This window comes from Streptomyces sp. NBC_00989, from assembly GCF_045162655.1.
Classification (GTDB): domain Bacteria; phylum Actinomycetota; class Actinomycetes; order Streptomycetales; family Streptomycetaceae; genus Streptomyces.
In genome coordinates, this window is sequence record NZ_CP108728.1 from 11,356,819 (window position 1) to 11,378,090 (window position 21,272).

The 21,272-nt window shown below is 68.2% G+C and carries 22 protein-coding genes and 4 pseudogenes; 12 read left to right on the top strand and 14 right to left on the bottom strand.

All coding sequences use genetic code 11. The features are described 5' to 3' along the window. The first annotated feature begins 6 nt into the window (after nucleotides 1-6). Nucleotides 7-342: a hypothetical protein gene (locus OG714_RS51200; RefSeq protein ID WP_406131355.1), complete on the top strand. Its 336-nt coding sequence runs from the start codon at nucleotides 7-9 to the stop codon at nucleotides 340-342. A gap of 143 nt (nucleotides 343-485) precedes the next feature. Here the strand turns inward: OG714_RS51200 and istB are convergent, their stop codons facing one another. Together istB and istA are read right to left on the bottom strand one after the other, a co-directional pair. Continuing rightward, nucleotides 486-1,277, bottom strand: a complete 792-nt coding sequence (gene istB / locus OG714_RS51205; RefSeq protein WP_329556472.1) for an IS21-like element helper ATPase IstB — start codon at nucleotides 1,275-1,277, stop codon at nucleotides 486-488. Further along, nucleotides 1,277-2,815 carry an IS21 family transposase gene (gene istA, locus OG714_RS51210; protein ID WP_406117846.1) on the bottom strand — a complete coding sequence of 513 codons (1,539 nt, stop codon included), beginning with the start codon at nucleotides 2,813-2,815 and terminating at the stop codon, nucleotides 1,277-1,279. The genes istB and istA overlap by 1 nt, the downstream gene beginning before the upstream one ends. Nucleotides 2,816-3,175: 360 nt before the next feature. Here istA and OG714_RS51215 point away from each other — a divergent pair, with 360 nt between their 5' ends. Beyond that, nucleotides 3,176-3,643, top strand: coding sequence for a hypothetical protein (locus OG714_RS51215; protein ID WP_406131356.1), 468 nt, complete (start codon nucleotides 3,176-3,178; stop codon nucleotides 3,641-3,643). 108 nt (nucleotides 3,644-3,751) lie between these two features. Here OG714_RS51215 and OG714_RS51220 read toward each other — a convergent pair whose 3' ends face one another. The 3 genes and pseudogenes from OG714_RS51220 to OG714_RS51230 form a co-directional block, all read right to left on the bottom strand. Next, the gene (locus tag OG714_RS51220) at nucleotides 3,752-5,530 is read right to left on the bottom strand and encodes an IS1182 family transposase (protein ID WP_406129590.1); all 1,779 of its coding nucleotides are present in this window, start codon (nucleotides 5,528-5,530) and stop codon (nucleotides 3,752-3,754) included. Nucleotides 5,531-5,673: 143 nt separating this feature from the next. Next, nucleotides 5,674-6,111 carry a DUF4259 domain-containing protein gene (locus OG714_RS51225; RefSeq protein ID WP_406131357.1) on the bottom strand — a complete coding sequence of 146 codons (438 nt, stop codon included), beginning with the start codon at nucleotides 6,109-6,111 and terminating at the stop codon, nucleotides 5,674-5,676. Between the two features lie 142 nt (nucleotides 6,112-6,253). After that, nucleotides 6,254-6,818, bottom strand: a pseudogene (locus OG714_RS51230) (transposase). A 61-nt stretch (nucleotides 6,819-6,879) separates the two neighbouring features. Between OG714_RS51230 and OG714_RS51235 the strand changes: the two are divergent. After that, nucleotides 6,880-6,981: pseudogene (locus OG714_RS51235) on the top strand (DUF3761 domain-containing protein); the annotation flags it as partial. Nucleotides 6,982-7,090: 109 nt separating this feature from the next. On the opposite strand, the gene OG714_RS51240 reads toward OG714_RS51235, so the two are convergent. Then, complete coding sequence (locus OG714_RS51240; RefSeq protein ID WP_406131358.1) at nucleotides 7,091-7,834, bottom strand: SDR family oxidoreductase; 744 nt, start codon at nucleotides 7,832-7,834, stop codon at nucleotides 7,091-7,093. Nucleotides 7,835-7,931: 97 nt separating this feature from the next. Here OG714_RS51240 and OG714_RS51245 point away from each other — a divergent pair, with 97 nt between their 5' ends. The 3 genes from OG714_RS51245 (at nucleotide 7,932) to OG714_RS51255 (ending at nucleotide 9,233) form a co-directional block, all read left to right on the top strand. Then, on the top strand, nucleotides 7,932-8,492 hold the full coding sequence (locus tag OG714_RS51245; protein ID WP_406131359.1) for a TetR/AcrR family transcriptional regulator: 561 nt from the start codon (nucleotides 7,932-7,934) through the stop codon (nucleotides 8,490-8,492). 101 nt (nucleotides 8,493-8,593) lie between these two features. Continuing rightward, nucleotides 8,594-8,935 carry a hypothetical protein gene (locus OG714_RS51250; protein ID WP_406131360.1) on the top strand — a complete coding sequence of 114 codons (342 nt, stop codon included), beginning with the start codon at nucleotides 8,594-8,596 and terminating at the stop codon, nucleotides 8,933-8,935. A gap of 163 nt (nucleotides 8,936-9,098) precedes the next feature. Further along, nucleotides 9,099-9,233, top strand: coding sequence for a hypothetical protein (locus OG714_RS51255; protein ID WP_406131361.1), 135 nt, complete (start codon nucleotides 9,099-9,101; stop codon nucleotides 9,231-9,233). Between the two features lie 456 nt (nucleotides 9,234-9,689). Here OG714_RS51255 and OG714_RS51260 read toward each other — a convergent pair whose 3' ends face one another. Next, a complete protein-coding gene (locus OG714_RS51260) occupies nucleotides 9,690-10,484 on the bottom strand; it encodes a tetratricopeptide repeat protein (RefSeq protein ID WP_406131362.1) in 795 nt (264 codons plus the stop codon). An 86-nt stretch (nucleotides 10,485-10,570) separates the two neighbouring features. On the opposite strand from OG714_RS51260, the gene OG714_RS51265 reads away from it, so the two are divergent. From OG714_RS51265 to OG714_RS51275, 3 genes and pseudogenes are all read left to right on the top strand, one after another. Continuing rightward, entirely contained in the window at nucleotides 10,571-11,416 is an 846-nt protein-coding gene (locus OG714_RS51265) for an IS5 family transposase (protein ID WP_406117946.1), read from the top strand. Between the two features lie 223 nt (nucleotides 11,417-11,639). After that, nucleotides 11,640-12,047 (top strand): winged helix-turn-helix domain-containing protein, encoded by a 408-nt coding sequence (locus OG714_RS51270; RefSeq protein WP_406131363.1) that lies wholly within the window; start codon nucleotides 11,640-11,642, stop codon nucleotides 12,045-12,047. Next, a pseudogene (locus OG714_RS51275) lies at nucleotides 12,044-12,568 on the top strand (transposase). The gene OG714_RS51270 and the pseudogene OG714_RS51275 overlap by 4 nt, the downstream one beginning before the upstream one ends. 19 nt (nucleotides 12,569-12,587) lie before the next feature. Here the strand turns inward: OG714_RS51275 and OG714_RS51280 are convergent. Both OG714_RS51280 and OG714_RS51285 read right to left on the bottom strand, forming a co-directional pair. Beyond that, on the bottom strand, nucleotides 12,588-13,199 hold the full coding sequence (locus tag OG714_RS51280) for a dihydrofolate reductase family protein (RefSeq protein WP_406131364.1): 612 nt from the start codon (nucleotides 13,197-13,199) through the stop codon (nucleotides 12,588-12,590). Nucleotides 13,200-13,272: 73 nt separating this feature from the next. Then, nucleotides 13,273-14,115, bottom strand: coding sequence for an AraC family transcriptional regulator (locus tag OG714_RS51285; RefSeq protein WP_127354101.1), 843 nt, complete (start codon nucleotides 14,113-14,115; stop codon nucleotides 13,273-13,275). A 127-nt stretch (nucleotides 14,116-14,242) separates the two neighbouring features. On the opposite strand from OG714_RS51285, the gene OG714_RS51290 reads away from it, so the two are divergent. The 3 genes from OG714_RS51290 to OG714_RS51300 all read left to right on the top strand — a co-directional run bounded on the left by OG714_RS51290 (nucleotide 14,243) and on the right by OG714_RS51300 (nucleotide 17,753). Beyond that, nucleotides 14,243-14,632, top strand: coding sequence for an SRPBCC domain-containing protein (locus OG714_RS51290; RefSeq protein ID WP_406132223.1), 390 nt, complete (start codon nucleotides 14,243-14,245; stop codon nucleotides 14,630-14,632). Between the two features lie 28 nt (nucleotides 14,633-14,660). After that, nucleotides 14,661-15,511, top strand: a protein-coding gene (locus tag OG714_RS51295; RefSeq protein ID WP_406132224.1) for an IS5 family transposase whose coding sequence is annotated in 2 segments (ribosomal slippage) — nucleotides 14,661-14,997 and nucleotides 14,997-15,511 — 852 coding nt in all. Because the reading frame shifts where the segments join, the coding sequence is not laid out codon by codon here. A gap of 361 nt (nucleotides 15,512-15,872) precedes the next feature. Beyond that, complete coding sequence (locus tag OG714_RS51300) at nucleotides 15,873-17,753, top strand: protease pro-enzyme activation domain-containing protein (protein WP_406131365.1); 1,881 nt, start codon at nucleotides 15,873-15,875, stop codon at nucleotides 17,751-17,753. A 593-nt stretch (nucleotides 17,754-18,346) separates the two neighbouring features. On the opposite strand, the gene OG714_RS51305 is transcribed toward OG714_RS51300, so the two are convergent. The 5 genes and pseudogenes from OG714_RS51305 to OG714_RS51325 form a co-directional block, all read right to left on the bottom strand. Further along, nucleotides 18,347-18,496 carry a hypothetical protein gene (locus tag OG714_RS51305; RefSeq protein WP_406131366.1) on the bottom strand — a complete coding sequence of 50 codons (150 nt, stop codon included), beginning with the start codon at nucleotides 18,494-18,496 and terminating at the stop codon, nucleotides 18,347-18,349. 19 nt (nucleotides 18,497-18,515) lie between these two features. Continuing rightward, nucleotides 18,516-18,674 (bottom strand): annotated as a pseudogene (locus OG714_RS51310) (cysteine hydrolase family protein); the annotation flags it as partial. A gap of 176 nt (nucleotides 18,675-18,850) precedes the next feature. After that, nucleotides 18,851-18,991: a hypothetical protein gene (locus tag OG714_RS51315; protein ID WP_406131367.1), complete on the bottom strand. Its 141-nt coding sequence runs from the start codon at nucleotides 18,989-18,991 to the stop codon at nucleotides 18,851-18,853. 343 nt (nucleotides 18,992-19,334) lie between these two features. Beyond that, the gene (locus tag OG714_RS51320) at nucleotides 19,335-20,249 is read right to left on the bottom strand and encodes an NADP-dependent oxidoreductase (protein ID WP_406131368.1); all 915 of its coding nucleotides are present in this window, start codon (nucleotides 20,247-20,249) and stop codon (nucleotides 19,335-19,337) included. A 471-nt stretch (nucleotides 20,250-20,720) separates the two neighbouring features. Next, on the bottom strand, nucleotides 20,721-21,251 hold the full coding sequence (locus OG714_RS51325) for an SRPBCC family protein (RefSeq protein ID WP_406131369.1): 531 nt from the start codon (nucleotides 21,249-21,251) through the stop codon (nucleotides 20,721-20,723). Between the last annotated feature and the right edge of the window lie 21 nt (nucleotides 21,252-21,272).

Below are 21,272 nucleotides of genomic sequence, written 5' to 3' on the forward strand. Positions count from 1 at the left end.
GCACTTGTGCTGTCCCTGGTCGAGGCGTGCGCAAATGAGATGGTCCGCGCCTACGTTGCCACCCTGCGCGCCGCACCGCCGCAGGTGCCACCCCCACCGCCGACCGTGCGGCGGGTCACCGGCTGGGTCGCCTGTCACCCCTCAACCCTGAGCGAAGACGAGCACGCCGCGTTGAAGGACGTCCTGGCTCGCTGTCCAGAACTGGATGCCGCGGCCGAACATGTCCGCGGTTTCGGCGAGATCCTGGCTCACCGGCTGGGCCCCACGCTTCCCGCATGGATCGAAGCCGTCGATGCCAGCGAGCTGCCCGGCCTCACCAACTTTGCCCTTCACCTGCTCTGAGACCTCGACGCGGTGACCGCCGGCCTCACCTGTCAACGGCCTCTTGATCGTCCCCGCTGGCGGCCGTGAGGCATCCCCGCAGGTGGACGACATGATCGCCCCGCTTGCGGCCAGATATTCTCCCCGCCTTCGATTCACGTGGATCAGCTGAAGGGCTTCACTCCCTTTCCGGTGGTGGCCTCGGTGAACCGGAACGAATCACCCTGAGTGACCGTGACGTGGGCGTGGTGGAGGAGTCGGTCGACGGTCGCGGTGGCCAGGGTCTTGGGCATGATCTCGTCGAATCCGGACGGATGGAGGTTGCTCGAAACCGCGATCGAGCGCCGTTCATATGCGGCATCGACCAGGCGGTAGAAGCCCTCGGCGGCGTCCTCGGAGACGGGCAGCAGGCCGATGTCGTCGACGATTATCAGGTCCGAGCGGACGATCTTCGCGAGGGCCCGGGCGATGGAGTCGTCCGCGCGGTGCCGGCGGACCAGCATCCCCAGGTCCTCGATGGTGAACCAGGCGACGGTCAGGCCGGCCTCGACCGCGGTCTGCCCGAGGGCCTCGGTGAAGTGCGACTTTCCCGTCCCCGACGGTCCACAAATACAAAAATTCTCCCGTCGGCCGACCCATTCCAGGCTCTTGAGGGCGTCCTGAGTGGCCCGCGGTATGGACGACTTGGTCTCGTGCCAGTCCCCGAAGGTCTTGCCGGTGGGGAACCCGGCCCGCTTGCGGCGAGTGTGCAGGTTGGCCCGGTCGCGGCCGGCGGCTTCCTCCGCCAGCAGGACGCGGACGACCTCGGCGGGATCCCAGCGTTGGGCCTTCGCGGTGGGGATGATGTCGGTCAACGAGCGGCGGATGTGCGGCAGTTTGAGCCGTCTGGTGAGCTCGATGGCCTCGGAGAGCGGGTCGCCGTTCGTGCCGAGAACGGTGCGGATCGGGGTGGCCATCAGACGTGGTCGCTTTCGTCGTGCTCGGAAAGATCAGGAGTGCTCGGGGCGGGGGCGCCGAGGGCGGACCAGGCAGAGGTGCCGGGCTGCAGCGAGTGGGCCTCACTGCGGCGGACCGGCTCGGCCAGGCCGTGAACGGCCTGGTAGTCGAGGATCGACAAAAGGTCCTTGTCCGCGAAGCGGGAGGTGACCGCGGCGGTGCCGAGCGCCCGGTCAACTTCCGCTATGGAGTAGAGCTTTGAGAGCGCGACGGCCTCGGCCATCTTCGCCTTGATCCGGCGAACCCCGGCAGCCCCGGCCTCGACCAGCCAGCTCGCAGCACCTGGGCCGAGCTGGAGGAACGCAGCTTCCTCTGCGGAGGTCGCCCTCGGAGTGCGGTCCCTTTCCTTGTCTTCGCGCGGCGGGTAGTGGGCATCCTCCAGGACCGGCGAGCCGGGCTCGCCGCGCGGGTGGCGGGCGACCTCGTGGGCCGAGCCGGTCTCGTCGACGGCGGTGACGATCAGCTCGTCGCCGTGGAAACGGGCCCAGACCCGGGTGTCGATCAGCTCGTGCGGGACTGAGTAGCGGACCGCGTCGACCGAGATCGTCGACTCCCAGGTCACCCGGCGGGTGGTGCCGAAGGCGGCGGTGAACGGCCGCCTCGGCAACGGATGCAGACGCTGTTGTTCCTCCGCGAGCCGCTCGACCGGCTTGCGTCGAGTCGCCTTGTGCGTGCGGGAGTTGACCTCCTCGCAGAACTGCCGGCAGGCGGCTTCCAGCTCGCCGAACGTCTTGTATTGTTCGCGCAGATTGACGTCCCGGGGCACCAGATCGGCCTTCGCGATCTTCACCGTGGACTCGGATCCGCCCTTGGTTTCCGGGTCCGCCGGCAGACACGTACGAATCGTCGTGCCGTAGTGCCTCGCGACCTCGACGATCTCCGGGTTGCGGACCGCGATCCCGGCGACGTGGTCGATGGTGACCGTCTTCTCGTTGTCCGTAAGGACATAGGCCGGGACCCCGCCGATCCTGCGGAAGGTGGCGTCCAGACATGCGGTGATCGTCGGCAACGTCTTGTCCCAGATCGGGATGACGACGCGGAAACGGGACCAGGCCACCCATGCGCAGAACAGCGTGGTCTTGCGGCCCTTGATCACCGGCCCGTCGCCGAAGTCGTACTGAATCCAGAGCCCCGGCTCGGTCACCCACGGCCGGTAGACCCTGCGCAGACCGGCCCTGAACTGGGCTTTCGCCTCGGCCACCGTGCGGCGGGTGGTGCGTTCCCCACCGGTGAAACCCATCGCGGCGATCCTCTTGTGGACCACGTCCGCGCGGATACGGCCTTGCGAGCGGACCACCAGCTCCTCGATCTTCGGCAGATAATCGTCGATCGCGCGAGCCCGGTGACGGCGCTGGTCAGGATGCTGACCGGCCGCCCGCATCTTCACATAACGGGCCACCGTGTGGTGGTCGCACCCGGCCAGCTCGGCCGCCGCACGGTAACTGCCTGTGAGGTCGTATGCCTCAAGGATCTCCATGATCTCCCTGCTGTTCTTCACCCGCTCCAGCGTCGCCGAGCGGGACTACTCGGGGCGAGCGGGGAGAAATATCTGGCCGTACGCGGGGATTCCCGAGGCCACAAAATGCGCCGTAGATGGCCGCCACCGGGGAGCTTACGGAGGCCGCCGTCACTCACCCTGCACTGGAGCTCCGGTGGTACGGAAGGCGCCGTGAACCGCATCAAGAAGATCAAGAGGTAGCTCTACGGCCGTGCCGGATTCGAATTGCGCCGCAAGCTGATCCTGCTCCCATAGCGTCGCGCCCAGACTCTGCAGCCAACCCTGGTCACGTCAGCGAGCGTGGTGGGCTGAGAAGATCACCGCGAGACCACAGATGCCGTCGAGACCGCGAAGGACAGAATGTCGGAGAGACCGCCCATAGATCGGGCCGAGGAGCGACTTCAACATGAGCTGACCCGTGGACAGCAGCCCCTCGCCGAACTGGACTTGAACGAGGTGTGGTTCAGATTCGTGCGCTTCGGCTCCCAGCGCTTCGACACCGCGGACACGCCGGACGCTGATGGCCTTCTCTTCCAGTACGGGACTCACGCCTTCGAGGGACCGCCCGTCTTCACGCTGGACCTGGCCCGGCAGTTCGAGATCAACGACGCTTCCGGCGGGCATGATCATTACATCCAGCTCCACTGCGAATTTCGATACGAGCCCGTCCCTCAACTTCGGGCCCTGGGGCACTTCGAGTCCTGGTTCTTCCACGAGACGAACGACGAACTCGACCGCTGGGCCGACGGCCTTGACCGTCAGGAATTCTGGACAATCATCCGCAACTTCCATCCCAAGGAACTCAGGGTCTACCAAGAACAAGTGTGATCACAGCCGTGAAGCGACCTGCCCGATGACGCTCCGCGATCACTCCCCAAGATCTGTGCCAGAGCCTCGGCGGGGTCTGGCACAAGTTCCGGATGCTGTTGGTGATCTTCACCGATCGCGTGTGGTGCTGAACATCAGCTTTCGGCAGAGGAGTTGGAATGGGCTGGTGGGTCGGGTTGGTCGTGACGGTGCAGCGCCGGGTGGGAAGCAGTCGCTGAGCCTGATGATGTTGGTTCCGACGGCGGTCAGAACGTGTTGCACATGCGTCTTGGCGATTCCCCGGTAGCGGCAGTTGCGCAGGCCGTGAGCATGGACGGTCTCGGAGACCGTGGCCTCGCAGCCGGCCCGCATCGCATATCGCTCGCGCCAGGCGCTCGTCTCCTGCTCCTGGCGCGCCTGATTCTGGATCTCCTCCAGGGGGCGCGGAAGGAGCATGACGTGTCGGCCTCTGTTGACCGTGTTGCCTGTGCACAATGCGCGGTCCTCGCAGGCTCGGCAGACAGCCGTCGGGAAGCGCACCGAGTACTGCGGACGGCCGTCCAGATAGGTCTCATTCCAGGGAGAGCTGGTTTCGCCGCGCGGGCAGGTGAGGGTGTGCTGCTCCCAGTTGGGGCGGAAGTCGCGTTTGTCGAAGCCGGGATGCTCTCGATTGCTGGACACCGTGCGAATGGGTCCGGTGAGCCTGATTCCGTATCCGGTGAGCGCCGTGTGAATGGTAGAGGGACTGATGTAACCTCCGTCGACCAGATGCTCCACGGGGCGGAACCCGCCGGCCGCCAGGCCCTCATGGATCCGCGGGAGAGCATCGATGTCCTGCTCCGGCGCGGGAGCCGTGACAACCTGGACGATCACGTTCGGGCCGGTGCCGTCACACGTCTCCGTCTGGTGATCGCGGTAGCCGATCCACGATCGGGCCCCGGATGAGACGACCTTCCGGCTGAAGCGGGCCTCGGCGTCATGCGGGGTAATGATCTCCACGCTGGCCCATGGCACCCGCGCGACCGCGGGATCCGGCCGCCCCTGGGCCTCCGCGACGGTAGAGCGGCGTGGAGTCTCCCGCCTGGACCGCCGGTCATGTGTGGACTTCGGCTCACGCCAGCGCAGTTGCCCCTCTTCGTCGAACCAATACTGCTGTAACCACACCTGCCTCAGGACCTGCACCGCTGGCAATTCCCGCAGCCGGTGTGGCGCATCATCGCCGTACACGGCGCTCAACAGCTGGACGCCGTCTGCACCAACCTGAAGGGCGTACTCCAGGCGGTCCTCCGCGCTGCGCGGTAGCCGCTCGTAGCGCACCGGCCGTCCATAACGTCGCGCCCAGTCCGCGGTGACCAGCGGTGCAAGCCAGTCCTCACCGGCCTCGCTGAGTTCCTCCAGCCCGCTGCGCATCGTCTCACCGACCAACTCGACTCGGTTCAGCGTGCGCACGGCGGCCAGCACATGCGTCGAGTCGGTCCGAACTCGGCCGCGCCGCCCCACCAGACCGGCGGCCACCAGCCGGTCGACCACCACCGCCAGGAGGCGATCCGCCCGATCGCCCTGGGCCATCCGGTCCCGAAACTCGCTGAGCACCGAATGATCGAACCCCGGGTCGTCCAACTCCATGCTCAGGCAGTACTTCCAGTCCAGCCTGCAGCGGACCGCCTCGGCTGCCTGCCGATCAGTGAGATTCTCCGCATACTGCAACACCGAAACCATGGCCAGACGGGCCGGCGACAGCCCCCGTCGGCCGTTGCCCGGGTACCAGTCGGCGAAGTCATCGTCCGTGAAGAGCTCGTCGAGCCGGTCGCGTACCCACATCGCCGCCGTGCCCCGCGGGTTACTCGCCCGCGCCACCCGCACCGTCAACGCCGGGATCACCCGCCCCGAACTCACGCCCATAGCCATCGCGGTCCCCCTTCGACCGCCGAAGCCGCCCCGCTCCCACCAGCGGAGCACAACCCCCAGCGCAGTAGGAGCAGCACCCGAACGATTCACCTCTCCGGATGAAGATCACCAACAGCATCAGTTCCGTGACCAGTAACGCAGTGTTATGCGTCGATGTCGAAGAGCGGGATGTCACCGGACTCTGGCGGCGGGGCCAGGATTGTGTGAAGGCGACTGATCGTTGCGAGCCATCGGCTCGCGTCAGCAGGGTCAACCCAGTTTGCGGCAAGTCCGGACTCGTCATCGAGGATGCGGGTGAGGGCTTCGGCTGTGAGTGTCCGAAGATCGACGGGGAAGGCTGGCATGGCCTTCTCCGGTCCGTAGGCTGTGTCGATCGGCTCGCCGCCTGGGCACTGCGCCGCGATCAGCGCGGCGGCGGCAATCGCCTCTTCTGCTTCTGAGAGGTAACCGGTGGCGCTGACCGTGCGCACGAGGACACCGCGGATCAGCACCTCGCGTTCGTCGGGGTTCGCATGGTCCAGCGCGATGGCGAAGTCCGCAGCCGTGTCGTTGTCGAAGGGGCCGGTGTCCCAGGTACCCACGGTGTTCTCCTTGACTGGTTGTGCGGTGATCCTCGCACCAGCCACTGACAGCGCGGTCACTTGGCGAGCAGGTGTCGGCGTACACGTGAACGTGGCTCTGGCAAGGTTTTCGGATGCTGTTGGTGATCTTTGGTGAGAATGGTCAACTGCCACGTTTTGCGGTGCTGTTCCGGCAGAGCCGCTGAAACGGGGTGAGCCGCCGTGCGGGCCTGGGTGGTGCAGTTCCTGGTGGAAAGCATCCGCTGAGTTGGACGACGTTGGCCCTGGCAGCGGTGAGGACGTGCTGTACGTGCACTCTCGCCAGCCCTCGGTAGCGGCATTGGCGCAGGCCATGGGCGTGGACAGTCTCGGATACGGTGGCCTCGCAGCCTGCGCGCACCGCGTAGCGGGTGCCATGCAAGGGTTTCTTGTTCGATGCGCGCGCGGTTCTGGATCTCCTGCAGCGGGCGGGGCATCAGGATGAGGTGGCGGCCTCGACCGTCGGCATTGCCGGTGCAGGACTGTCGATCCGCGCATTCTCGGCATGCGGCGCGGGGGAAGAGCACTGAGTGGCTTGACCGACCGTCGAGGCGGGTCGTCTTCCAGGGCGGGCTGGTCACTCCGCGTGGGCAGGTCGCGGTGTGGCGGTCCCAGTCGATGTGGAAGTCCTTCTTGTCGAAGCCGGGGCGGTGCTGTCGGGGAGAGACCAGCCGGACCGGGCCGAGCACGGTAACGCCATAGGCTTGACAGAGCCACTTCAGGGAGTACGCGGACAACTCGTCGCATCCGCGCGGGGCTACCGCGAAGTGCAAGGACGGCTCGTACTCCTACGGTGCCCACGCGCGCGGGATCTGCCCGCACTACCGGGGCGTCACGTACTGGTACCGGTAGACGGCACATGGCTCTATCGGTGAGGCCTGCGTTTTGACGCCGCTCGGGTGCTTGCGGTGGCGCATTGGGCGTGCTGTGCGTGGTGAGGGGACGCCGGTGACAGCAGGTGTCATGCCTGGACGGTGGGGCGAACGTTGATCTCGCCGATCTCGACGTCGCCGGGCTGCTCGATGGCGAAGGCCACCGCGCGGGCGACTGCGGCCGGCGGGATGCCGATCGCGTCCATGTTCTTGCGCGTCTGCTCGCGGATGCGCGGGTCTGCCATCGACTCGGCGAGATCGGTGCGGACGTATCCCGGCGAGATGGCTGTCGTGCGCACCACTCCGTCGGTGGACTCCGTGCGCAGCCCCTCGTGGACGGTGCGCACCGCGTTCTTGGTCGCGGCGTAGACGGCCATCGAGGGGGACACGCCGGACAGGCCGGCCACGGAGATGATGCTGACCAGATGGCCCGAGCCTTGCTCGCGGAAGGCGGGCAGCGCGGCGGCGATGCCGTTGAGCGTGCCGCGAAGGTTGACGTCGATCATGGCCGACCAGCCTTCGGTGTCGAGGTCGGCCAGCGGACTGATCGGGGCGATGCCGGCGTTGTTCACCAGCACGTCGATACGGCCGTACTGGTCGATGGTGGTGGAGACCAGGTGCTGCAGGTCCTCCGGCCTGGTGACGTCGACGACGCATGTGGCGGCACGGCCCCCGTCCTCCCGAATGGACTGCGCTATGGCGTCGATGCGCTCGCTGCGGCGTGCTGCGAGGACGACCGAGGCGCCGCGCTCCGCGAGCAGGCGAGCCGTGGCTTCGCCGATGCCACCACTTGCTCCGGTGATGGCGACGATCTTGCCGTGAAGAGAGAGCACTGCTGCCTCCAGGTAAAGTGGACACGTGTCCGGTGTGTGGTCCCACCCTACCGGACACGTGTCCACTTGTTAGCGGCGGAACATCAGGAGATGCCCTATGAGCGCGCCAGGACGCCGTCCGGATGCGGTGCAGAACCGGACCCGCATCGTCGAGGCCGCCCGTGCAGCCCTCGCCGAGTCCCACCATGTCCACCTCAACGAGATCGCCAAACGCGCCGGTGTGGGCCAGGGAACGCTCTACCGGAACTTCCCCAACCGCGAAGCCCTCCTTGCCGAGGTCTACCGGCGCGACGTCGAAGAACTCGTGACCGCCGCCCCCGTTCTGCTGGCGGAACACGAGCCCGTGGAAGCCCTGCGTCACTGGCTCGACCGAGTGATCGACTACGCCGAGATCAAGTACGGCGTCCTGGCAGCGCTCGAGCCGGCGGCGTGGCAAGGCCTTGTCGCCCACAGCCACAACCCCATCGAAGGCGCCCTCGGTCACCTGCTGGACGCCGGGAAAGCGGCCGGTTCCCTCCGTACGGACGTGGACGCCCACGGGGTCCTCATACTCATCGCCTACCTCGGCCGACTGGGCCAGGACGAATGGGAAGCAAGGGCACGGCCCCTGATGAACGTCATCCTCGACGGCCTTCGCCGCCACGACGCGGACCGGTGAGGGCCGCGGAGGGAACACGAAAACAGACTCCGGGAGGTCTACGAGCCGGTCGCCCGGCATCTGGAGGACCAGTTGCGGCTGGGCGGTCCGATCAAGGACCCGTGGGCTGGCTGATCGGCAAGGGTCTGCCCCAACGGCCGGAGTGCGGCGACGTGTTGTGCGACGACCGCATGCTGCTCGACTCCGGCCGGGACTGCCCGCGCTGCGAGGACCGGCAGGCCAGCAGGCGTTCCCAGCGTCATGCGGTCGCGGCCGCCGTCGACACCGCGATGCCGTGCGCCTCCGAGGCGGAGCGCCGTATGGCGACCGAGGGGCAACTGCACGAGGCCGTGACCGCCCGGGCGTGGGCCCGCAAGCACGAGTGGGCGCAGGTCCGGGCCCGCCAGGCCGCGGCCGCGAAAGCACCGCGCCGAAACCGCGGCCGCACACCCCGCCCTCGATGAGCCGGCCACACCGTCGGACCGGGCCGTACTGCCCGCGCCTCGCCCGGCCCCCGCCGCCCCGGCGTCGGAGGCCGACGTCGTCGACCAGGACCTGGTTCTCGAGGAACTGACCAGCGAGCAGGTCCTGGACTGGTGCAACCGTGCCACCCGCGACCACCAGGTCGTGTTCGACCACATCGACCGGTACGGCGAGCACTCGGTACAGAGGCTGTTCACCAGGGCCTTCGTCGCGGACGTGCAGCGCCTGTCCCGCCTCGGGCACCTGAACGTCGGCTACACCACCCGGGAGCGGTCGTGAGCGGCGGCGAACTGTCGGGTGTCGACCTGGCGCGGGTCGCTCTGCGTGCCGCGCTGGAGACGGCGGGGAAGAACGGCGGCAACACCCGTACGACGAAGGCGAAGCCGCGCACGATGTCGGTGGTCCGGCGTCGTGTGCGGCCTGCGGATCCTCGCGCCCGGCTCTGTGCCCGCACCGGAGCCGGACGACTGTGTCCTTCAGATCCCGGAGGCGCCCAAAGGGCCGGTGAGAAAACGGAAGTTGGCCAGTGACGGCTACCGCCCTGCTCTCGCTGCGTACTGGCAGGGCGCCCTGCCGCGCTTGGCCGACCCGGACATCACGGAGGCGGTCGAACGGAAGACCAGGGCAATGCGCGAGTTCAGCCAACGCGCGTTCCCCGATAGGTGCGGGAAGCAGACCGGGTGGGAGGCGCCTACCGGGCGGCCCGCAGTGCGGAGCGACGCCCTCGTCGTAGGGTCAGTCGATGCGGTCGGCCTCTTCGTGGCGCCCTTGGTCGCGGAGCAGGCCTGTCAGAGTGTCGCGGCTGGCGGCGGTGTCAGGGTGTGCTGTGCCCAGGACGCGGGTGCGTCCCTCCAGCGCCATGCGCGCCTGGGTCTCCGCTTCCTCGAACAGGCCCAGTTTCCCGAGTGGAACGGCGAGATTGGCATGGCTGCGGAGTGTCTCGTGGTGGTCGGGGCCTTGTAGACGGCTTCGGGCCTCAAGTATGTGGCGGTGCTCGGCTACTGCCTCTTCGAAGCGGCCCATGCCTGACAGTGCGACGGCCCGGTTGTCGCGGCTGGACAGGGTGAGCGTGTGGTCGGGACCCAGCAGGCGTGAGCGGACCTCCTGCACTGCGGCGTGCTCTGCCTCCGCCTCCTCGTAACGCTCCAGCCTGCGCAGCAGAATGCCCAGGTCGCTGCGGCTTTCAAGGTTGTCGGTGTGGTCGAGGCCCAGGGCTCGAGTTTGGATGTCGAGTGCGGCGGGTGCCTGCGTCTCCGCCTCCTCCAGCCTCCCCAGGCTGACGAGTACATCGGCGTGCTGACTGCGGGCGGTGTTGGTGCTCGGATGCTCGGGGCCCCAGGCGCGGGCGTAGCCCTCAAGTGCTCCGCGGAGTTCGGCCTCGGCCTCTTCGTATCGGCCCATGGCTTCGAGGGTCGAGCCGAGGTTGCGACGACTGATCAAGATGCTGGTTTGGTCGGCGCCCAGCACCCTGATACGGGTCTCCAGCGTGGCGCGGCCCTCCGTCTCGGCCTCCTCGTACCGGCCCTGCAAGTGCAGGACACTAGAGGGCGTCTGAAAAGCCTGTCAGTGGGCAAGTTGCCTGGTAGCGGGGTGGTGGCGCACTTTCGGGGGTTTGGGTGTGCGGGCTGCGTACCCGTTACTCGACGGATCTGTCTGATGCGGAGTGGGAGATCCTCCGTCCGTTGGTTCCGGCGGTCAAGCCCGGTGGACGACCGGCGAAACACATGCGGCGGGAGATCCTCAACGCGTTGGCGTACTGGCTGCGGGCCGGCTGCGCTTGGAGACTTTTGCCGCATGACCTGCCGCCGTGGCAGACGGTCTACCACTACTGGCGGCGGTGGCAGCAAGAGGGCGTGTGGGAGCGGATGTTGACGGCGCTGCGTGAACGCGAGCGGGTGCAGCTCGGCCGTGATCCCACTCCCAGTGCGGCCATTGTGGACAGCCAGAGCGTGCGGGCCAGTGAGCGCGGTGGCCTGCACGGTTACGACGGTGGCAAGAAGGTCAGCGGCATCAAGCGTCACCTGCTCGTCGACACCCGCGGCACCGTCCTGGTCACCTGCGTGAGCCCGGCCAGCGTCGGCGACCGCGACGGTGCCGCGGTGCTGTTCTCCCTGGCCGCCGATGCCTTCCCACGCCTTCAGCACGTGTGGGCGGACCAGGGCTACCGCGGTGCCGACTTCCACGCCTGGGCCCGGGAAGCCACCGGCATCGCCGTGGAGGTCGTGCAGCGCCGCGACGGAGGATTCCGCTCAACCTGGGCTCGGGTGGGAGCACCGCCTCCGGCAGTGCCCCTCTTCGCAGTGGTCCCTCGCCGTTGGGTGGTGGAGCGGACGTTCGCCTGGCTGGGACGGTGCCGCCGCCTGTCGAAGGACTACGAGTACCTGCGCGTCTGCTCGGAGAACGCCATCTACCTCACCATGGCCATGCTCCTCGTGCGCCGCCTCGCAAGACCAGCCAACTGACAGGCTTTTCAGACGCCCTCTAGAGATCTTTAACGGTGTGGGTTACGTGGGCTCGTGACGGTTGGTGTGGGCCGCGCTATGCCGGAGGGATGAGGTATCCCGATGGCGGTGGGCTGACGGCCGAGGAGCGGGATCGGCGTGAGCAAGTCCGGCTTGCGGCGGCTGACTTGATCGAGGCGGGGCCAGTGACGCGGCGGTGGCCCGGCGGTTCAGGGTGGCGCGGATGTCGGCGAACCGCTGGCGCCGGGCTTTGGCTTCGGGAGGCCGCCAGGCGCTGGTCTCCAAGGGCCCTGGCGGCGCCCACTGCAAGCTTGACGCGGGCCAGCTACGGTTCTTGGAGGCGGTGTTGGAGGCCGGTCCGGCCGTGTGCGGCTGGAGCGACCAGTGCTGGACGCTGGCCCGGATCGCCGAGGTGGTGCGTCGCCGGTTCGGCGTCGATTACACCCTGGCCGGGCTGGATCTGCTGCTGCACCGCATCGGCTGGAGCGTGCAGATCCCGAGCCGCAAGGCCACCGAGCGGGACGAGTCGAGGATCGCCGCCTGGAAGGACGAGCAGTGGCCCGTCATAAAAAGACGGCGGCGGACCTGGGCGCCTGGCTCTGCTTCGAGGACGAGGCAGGTCAGGGCCTGAGGCCGCCCAAAGGCCGTACCTGGGGCCGCCGTGGCCACACACCCGTTGTGAAGGTCACCGCCCAGGGCACCACGCGTCTCGATGGCCGCTCTGATCTGCATCAGGGCCGGACACCGGCCACGGCTGATCTACCGCGTCCGCCTGGACCGCGGTCCAGCGAAGTGTCGGCGCAAGGGCTTCACCGAGACCGACTACGCCCGGCTGCTGGATGCCGCACACCAGCAGCTCGGCGGCCCCGTCGGCTTGGGCTGGGACAATTTGAACACCCACGTCAGCCGCACCATGCGGGAGCTGATCGCCGCGCGATTATGGCTGACCGTCTACCAACTGCCGCCGTACGCACCGGAGTTCAACCCGGTCGAGGGCGTGTGGTCGCACCTGAAGAGGTCCCTGGCCAACCTCACCAAACACAGCCCCAGCTCACCGCACGGGTGAAGACGCGGCTGAAACGGATGCAGTACCGGCCCAGCCTCATCGAGGGGCTCATCGCCAAGACCGGACTCGACCTCCAACTGCCGTGACCCCAGTCGTTAAAGATCTCTAGCGGCGTACCTTGAACCTCAGGTGCAACACCCTGTCGCCCTGAATGACCACGTGTGGATCCTCCAGCAGATGCTGCTGGTCGATGCCGCCGAAGTAGCGTCTGCCCGACCCGAACACCACCGGGACCACGTCCATCGCCACCTCGTCCACGAGGCCGGCCGCGAGGATTTGGGCGCCCGCTTCGCCGGCGTTCACGGCGACGATCCGGTCTCCGGCGAGTTCCCGGGCCTTGTTGATCGCGGCCGCCACGCCATCGATGAAATGGTAAGACGCCTCGGGGTGCCACCCCTCGGGCTTTGGCCGGTGGGACACCACGACCACGTGATCTCCCGCGGGTGGGTTGCCTTCCCAACCGTTTACCTGGTCGAACAGGTTGCGGCCCATCACGATCGTGCCGATCGACTGCCACGTGGAGCGGACGTAGTCTGCCGACGCACGCGAGACCTTGATGCCGCTGTCCGCTCCGGAATGGTCGTACTGATCGTCCCCACCTACGACGATCGGGACGTCTCCGCTGAAGTACCACTCATGAAGGGGCCCGACCTCGCCCTTCTCGTCGGCGATGAATCCGTCCACCGACACCACACTGTGCATGATCACCGTGCCCACGGGCCCTCCTCGACGTCTTCTTGCAGGTTCGGCGCAATCCTTTCGCGCCGATGGGATCCGGGCATGTAAGAAATCAATCGGCGGGCATCGGGCCGATGTCCTGCGGGCCTCGCCGCCCGACGGGGAATCGACGCAGCAGAGCTAGGTACTCCGTCGGGGTGTGGCCGGTGAAGTCTTTGAACTCTCTGCTGAAGTGGGCATGGTCGAAATAGCCCGCCGTTTGGGCGAGCTCCGACCAGTCGACCGGGCGCAGGGCATCCACGGAAACGATCAGCTGCGCGAAGCGGTAGATCCGCGCCATCCGCTTCGGGGTGACACCGACATGAGTCTTGAACAGGTTGGCCAGGTGATTGCCGCTCACCCCGGCTGCGTCTGCCAGCGAACCGACCGGGATCGAGCCGTGCGATGTCTCCAGACGCCCGCCTGTGTGCTGGACCAGGTCGAGGCCGCGCGCCGGGGCATCGGTAAGTCGCGACCGCAGCTCCTCTTCCAGCGCCCGCAGTGTCTCGGCGGCCGACGCGGCGTCGCCGGTCCGGTTTCGAATCCGGTCCACAGAGTGTTGCCAGACGGCATCGACCGGGGCCCACCGGTTACGCAGCTCGGCCGTCGGCATGTCGACGAACGGCGACATACCCCATGGTTTGAAGTGCACCCCGACGAGCCGCACCCGTGTGGGGTACTCGAAGAGGAAGCGCCTGGTCCATACGCCCATGAACCACCCGTCTGTGAATACAGCGGGCGGCACCGAACGGTCGGAGTCCCACAGGCGGACGGGCCCACCCAGGTGAAGGAACAAGTGCGCCGACGGCATCGGTGGCACGTTCATCAGGCGGTGGTGCGGCACCCCGGTCAGACAGTAGATGTCGTCGATGAACCGGTCGAGCGGCGGAGCGGGCACCCGGCCGAGGTATTCCATGGCCCCAGTGTGGCCGCCCGAGCGGTCAGTTCGCGAGGATGGCGTCGTCGGCCCTGCCATCGATCGTCTCCCCGCTGTAACCCCAGCCATTGAAGGTCTCTAGTTTTTCTACCCACAGAGGTTGGTGATGGGCCCGGTCGACGGGCGGCCGGAGGGCTTCACGACCATCCCCGGCACCACGTTCAAGTTCGTCGCGAAACCGAAGCCCGGCTGGAGCGGCGTCGTCGTGTGCGAGGTGTTGGAGGTTCGCGAACTATCGCTGCTGCGCTACTCGTGGCAGGACGAAGGTGGCGGCGAGGTGACCGAGGTCGCCTACAGCCTCGAACCGCACCGCAGCGGAACGCGCTTCACCTTCGACCACACCGGTTTCACCGGCACCGGAGGCTTCTTCATGGCCAAAATCCTCGGCACCGTCCGCGCCAAGATGCTCACCAGGGGCCTGCCCGCAGTGCTGAACGACCTCGATGACCAAGGCGCCCTGCGCCCGGAAAGCCCTCTGAGCCCCAAGCGGCTCTAGGGTTCGTTTGGATCAGTCGGTCGTTGGTCTGGGTGTGCCGTCAACTGACGCGCAGTGGGCGCGAATCGAGCTGTTGCTCCCGGACCGGACGCCGAAGCGGGGTGGCCGGTGGCGGGATCACCGGGAGGTGATCGACGCGATCGCCTTCAAGTTCCAGACCGGAACGCAGTGGGTCCATCTGCCGGCGAAGTACGGCAACTGGCGAGGCGTCTACAACCGGCTGCGGATGTGGGCCGTTGACGGCACCTGGGAGCGGGTCTTCACCGCGCTCGTGGCCCAGGCCGACGCCGACGAGGACCTCAACTGGGCCGTGTCGGTGGACTCCACGATCGTGCGGGCTCACCAGCACGCGGCCGGCGCCCGCAAAAGGGGGCCCCGGCCGGCGAACCGGCCGACCACGCCATCGGCCGGTCCCGCGGCGGACTGACCACCAAGATCCACCTCGCAGCCGACGCCCGCTGCCGGCCCCTCGCCTTCGTCCTCACCGCCGGACAGGCCGGTGACGCACCCGCCTTCACCGCCGTCATGGCCCGCCTGCGCGTTCCCCGACGACGTGGCCGGCCGCGCACCAGGCCGGACGTGGTCCTGGCGGACAAGGCGTACTCCGCCCGCGCGATCCGCGACCACCTGCGCAAACGCGGCATCCGCGCGGTGATCCCGGTCCCGGGGGACCAGCGTGGCCACCGGCTGCGAAGCGGCAGCCGGGGCGGCAGACCACCCGCCTTCGACCGCGAGACCTACAAACAGCGCAACACCGTCGAGCGGTGCATCTACCGCCTCAAGCAGCGGCGAGGTATCGCCACCCGCTACGAGAAGACCGCGACCATCTATCTGGCCGGACTTCACATCGCCGGCATCTTCCTCTGGTCCGCCCGATGATCCAAACGAGAGCCCCTAGTACGCGCGAGCGGCCTCCAGGTTCTCCTGGAACCGCTTATCGGCCGGGGACCACACCATGCCGAGCTTCTCCAGCCGCCGCGTCCGCAGACCCCGGCGTCCGAGGTCGGCATGCATACGGCCCACGCGCTTCGCCAGATGGGACGGCTTTGCGTTCAGTCGGCAACCGGGCGTTCGCGGACTGCGTCTTCGCGACTAAGAGCGGTGACGGTGGGACTGCTGTGCTTGCAGACGGGCGGAAGTATTCATGAGCGGGATTCTTCGCGCGGGGGCCGTGATGACAGTCTGTGCGGCGATGGTGGCTGTCAGCGGGAGTGCGGGGGCATCGGGTTCCGTGCGGGCAGTGTCGGCCGACGCCGTGCCCGGGTCGCTGCCCGCCGCGGTGGGCACCGCCGCGCGGGTGGGGGCCGCGCCCGCGTCGCAGCGACTGACGGTCCAGGTGTGGCTCAACCCGGACGCGGCGCGCGCTGCCGCGGCCGCGGACGCAGTGGCCACGCCGGGCAGTCCCGAATTCCACCACTACCTGAGCCCGGACGCCTACACCTCGAGATTCGGCCCCTCCGTCGCGCAAGCCAGGGCGGTGGCGGCGTGGCTCGCTAGCAAAGGACTGGCAGGAGTCCAGGTCGACGCCGGCCGCGACTACGTGTCGGCGACGGGGCCGGTCTCGGCGGTCGAGTCGGCCTTCCAGGTGCGGATCGGCCGGTACCGGGCCAGGGCTGCCGCAAGCAGGTCGTCCGCCGGGTCGGCGGTGTTCACCTCGAACGACCGCGAGGTGTCGGTACCCACCCCGCTGGCCTCCCTCGTGCTGGGTGTGACGGGGCTGAGCAGCGCGTCCGCCACATCACGGAGCACGTCGACGTCGGCACTCCAGAGCCGCGCGGCGGCCAGGACTGCGACGTGCTCCCGCTACTGGGCGCAGCACACGCATGCCCTGCACCCCGCTTACAAGGGGCTGACCCGGGCCTCGCTGCCGGTGTGCGGGTACTCCGCCGCGCAGCTCCGCGCCGCCTACGGGGCGACGTGGCGGGACACCGGCAGGGGCCAGACCGTGGCGCTGACCGAGAGTACCGAGCCGACTGCGATGTTCCGGACGCTGACGGCATACGCCCGCAGCAACCACTTGCCGCTGCCGAAGCGCTCCCAGTTCCGGCAGATCGGGGCCGGAGCCTGCCAAGCGTCCTCGGCGGTGACGGACCGTGCGGCGCAGTCGACCTCTGCCGACGTCGAGGCGGAGATGGACTCCGAGGCCGTCTACGCGATGGCGCCGGGTGCGAACCAGGTCATGGTGGTGGGCACCGGCTGTGACGAGGACCAGTCGCTGCTGAACGCGGCTTCGGCCGTGCTGACCGGGGACGGCCACCGCCCCTTGGCCTCCATCGCGTCGAACTCGTGGCAGATCCCGCTGGGAATGGTGTCGCCATGGATCGTGCACGCCATCGACGTGCGGGCCGCAGCCGAGGGGGTCGGCATGTACTTCGCCTCCGGCGACACCCCGGGCCTCACCGTCACCGACTCCGACCCGTACGCGGTGGCGGTCGGCGGCACCACCCTGGGCATCGGAGCCGCGAAGAACCGTGTGTTCGAGACTGGCTGGTCCGACGACTTCGGCTCGCTGGACGGCGGCAGGTGGACCGATCTCGGCGTCAGCGGAGGCGGCGGGGGCGTCAGCGACGTCTACCGGCAGCCGTCGTACCAAAAGGGCGTCGTCCCGGCGTCGATGGCACGGGTCAAGGTGGCCCACAAGACGGTGCTCGGCCGGACCGTGCCCGACATCGCCGCCGACGCCGACCCCGACACTGGCATGCTGACCGGCTACACCGACACGGACAGCCACGGGAACCCAGGGCGCTACCGCACCGTGTCGAGCGGCGGCACCAGCCTGGCCACCCCGCTGGTCGCGGGTCTCGTCGCCGACGCCCAACAGGGGCAGAAGTCGCCCTACGGCTTCATCAATCCGCTGCTCTACCGCCGGGCCCGAGCCCAGGCGTTTCACGACGCCCTGCCGACCAGCACGTCCACGCCGCAGCGCGACCAGGCCGCGTACATCGCGCCCGACGACACCTCCACCAGCGCGAACGTCGACGTCTTCGACGCCCAGAAACGCCCCGACACCGAGCAGGTGACCGCCAAGGGCTACGACACCATGACTGGCATCGGCACCCCGAACGGCGCCGCCTTCATCGCCGCCCTGCGCCGCGGCCACTGGATCCATTCCGGCGGCTGAGCCACTGGGTTCCCGCCCCGATTGAGCAACGTCGATCACACCGACCACACGGGCGAGCCCCTGCACTTCACGCGGCAAGAGCGCAGTCGTGGTTACCACCGCGTCGTCGCGGGCCAGCACTGGATGCTCTCCGTCCGTGAAGCCGACTCCTACAAAGCCTCCACCAGACTCGCTTTGTCGGGGTGGGCCAGTCGGCCCGGATCTTCTGAGCGCACTACCTGTTCTTAACAAAGCCGTTGGACGTGGAGATGGGTGATCAGGCGGACGGCGAGTCCGAGGAGCGCTTCGTGGATGTCGGCGCGTCGTTCCCAGCGGATGTGCAAGCGGCGAAAGCCGTGAAGTCAGGCGATCGTGGGCTTGACGACGTTGCGGAAGATGCCCGGGCCGGTGCTGTGGGGCTCGCGGCGCTTCGTGATCACCGGTCGGATCCCGCGGGCCCAGAGCAGGCGCCGGTACTTGTCGTGGTCGTAGCCGTGGCCGGCCAGCAGCGTGTCGGGGCGCCTGCGCGGCCTGCCCGACGCGGCCCGCGACGGGCGGGATCCCTTTCCTGAAGGTGGGGGGGTGGGCCGGAGTCCGCCCCCCCCCACAGGGGTTCAGACGGCCGTGGCGCCGCGCTTGCCCAGTTCGAGGGCGTGAAAGAAGGTCCGGGCACTCATGCCCATGGACGGCACGTTCTCCTGCATCAGCCGCATGCGGTGCGGGGCGTCGTGGAACTTGGGGTCGAGCTGGAACTCGGCGGCCAAGGGAGAACCAGGTGACCGGTACCGCGCCGGCTTGGACCATGCGCTGCACCGCGGCGTTGTGTGCCTCGAGCGAGGGGCTGGCGGAAGTGTCGACGGCCACGTGGACGCGGTAGCCCTTGCGCAGGCCGCCCAGCACCGTCTGCAGCACGCATCCGTCCGTGGCGACGCCGCCGACCACCAGGTTCCCCCGGCTTCCTCCCGAACCGCCTGGGCGAACGACTCGTCCAGGAAGGAGTTGAAGTCGACGGCACGCTCGATGACCGGCTGGTCACCGATGGCCTCCAACAGCTCCGGGTACAGCGGGCCGGACGGCTTGCTCGACTGGCCGTTGGTCACGACCAGACCGCTTTCGTACTACTTCGCCGTCTTCGCCAGGCCCACGACGTTGTTGATGTGTTCGGTGAGGTTGTGGGAGCGCAGAAGGTTCGCGAAGCCGACTGCGTAGTCGACGAGAACGACGGTGGTGTTGGCGGGGGTGAGGGGCTCAGGACTCACGACGAAACTGCTTTCTGATCGAAGAGGAGGACAGCGGCGCGTTGATCGCGCAGCGGTGAGCAGGTGCCTTGGCTTACTGGTGACCGCTTGGTCACTGACGAAGGTGCCGTCGCGCGCCGTGCTGGGGCTCGGAGGTGGGGTCGGGCATCCTTCTGTTCAGGCGTCGTGGCGGGCGGGATAGCCGGTGTACCCGGTGGCGCCGCCGCTGTAGAAGAGGGCCGGGGCGGGCGTGTTCAGCGGTGCTCCGGAACGCACCCGCTCGGCCAGGTCGGGATTGGCCAGCGCGAGCGCGCCGACGGTGACGATGTCCGCGCGGCCACGGGCCGGCCCGTGGGGGAGGGGGTCAGTCGACGGTGAGGACGAGCTTTCCGCGGTTGTGGCCGGCGTCGCTGGTCTGCTGGGCCTTGGCCGCGTCGGCGAGCGGGTAGGTCGCGCCGACCGTGGTCACCAGTGTGCCGTCGGCGGCCTGCTGGGCGAGTTCGGCCAGCCGGGCGGCCGAGCGCCGCGCGGGGCCCTCGGCGAAGACGACACCGAGTTCGCGGGCCCGGAAGTCGGCGGTCGTGACGATCCGGTCGGTGCCGCCGCGCAGGGTGATGGAGTCCTCCAGTGCGCCCTTGCCCGCGGCGTCGAACACGGCGTCCACGCCGCCCGGGGCGGCTGCGCGGACCCTCTCGACCAGGTCTTCTCCGTAGACCAGCGCGGTGGCGCCGAGCGAGGTGACGTACTCCTGGTTGGCCGGGCCGGCGGTGCCGATGACGCGGGCACCGCGGGCGATGGCGAGCTGAACGGCGACGGTGCCCAGCGCGCCGGACGCGCCGTGGATCAGCAGGGTCTCGCCGGTTTTGACGTCGAGCAGGTCCAAGACCCGGTCTGCGCCGTCGCTCGCCACGGGTAGGGCGGCCGCGTGCGTCCAGTCCAGGCCGCCTGGCTTGGGTGCGAGGACGGCCGCGTCGGCCAGCGCGTACTGGGCGTAGGCGCCGGTGTCGGACCAGCCCAGCACCTCGTCGCCCACCTTGAACAGGTCGACGCCTTCGCCGAGGGCGTCGACGGTGCCGGCGATCTCCCCGCCGGGGACGGCGGGCAGGGTGGTGGGGAAGATGGTTTCCATGATCCCGGAGCGGATCTTGCCGTCCACCGGGTTGACGCCGACAGCCCGTACACGTACACGTACCTGGCCGGGACCGGGCTCGGGGATCTCGGTTTCCGCCTCGTGCAGGACCTCGGTGCCGCCGAACGTGTCAAAAACGATGGCCTTCATAACTGTGTCTCCTTCAATGAGTTGATCCGGCGCGCCAGATCAGGTGGCCAGACACCTGAAACGTGCTGCCAACCATGTGGCTGGCCGAATAATTGTTGGATGTGCTGGTTCGCTGGCTGGAGCCGCGGTGCTTCGGACCGCCTGCCCGCGCCCGGGGCTGTTCAGTAGCCTCCGGGCCTGATCAGGGGCTGGCCGGCCACTGTCTGTTCAGCTCCAGCACGCCCACCTCGGGACACTGGCAGTGCTCGGTTGCAATGGGTGTATTCACCGAGTGCATCCGCCGGTCCAGGACGTCTGCTGTGGGGCTCTTTCCGGCCCTGCCGCCGGTGTCGTGCAGTGGACCTTGGGGGCGTGTCCGAGGTGATCGTCGAAGCTGGAGTTCGTGGGAGGCCGGCATCGAGGACGGGTTCTTACGAATTCAGCTCGGTCGGAACGACCGGGTTGGAACTCTGATGCCGCTGCTTCGGGCTGTCACCCGGCCTGGAGCTGCTCCTGCTCGTTGTTGTCCTTCGCTTCGATGACGTGAACGCACCGGTCGAGGGCGGCCACCATGTAGCGGCGCCAGAGCGGGGCGAAGGGACCGGCCAGGATCCAGCGGCGGCCGGGCAGCGGCTTGAACTCGTAGGTCCAGCGGATGAGTGCGCCGTCACCGTCGGGGTTGACGTTGAACTCGCCCCGTATACCGGCCGCAAGGCGGGAGAGGACATTGGTGAAGCCGGTCAGCTGGTAGGCGAAGCTGGAGCCCACTACGTACTCGGTGAGTTCTTCGTCGGCCTGGGAACCGTCGTCGAACTGTGGGTTCCTTCGCGATCCCGCGTGGTCCCAGGACTCGGTCTGGTTCTTCACGCTGCTGATGCCGGGGAACGGGACCACCGGGCGGAAGACGGTGGGGAGGTCGATGGGCACCAGAATGCGGAAGGCGTTCCGGGGTGCCGTGCGGGTCCGCTGCTGGACGGTGATGGTGACGGTCTTGTCGGCTGGGCTGATGAGGAGTGTGGTCATGGTTCAGCTCTCCGTGGCGGT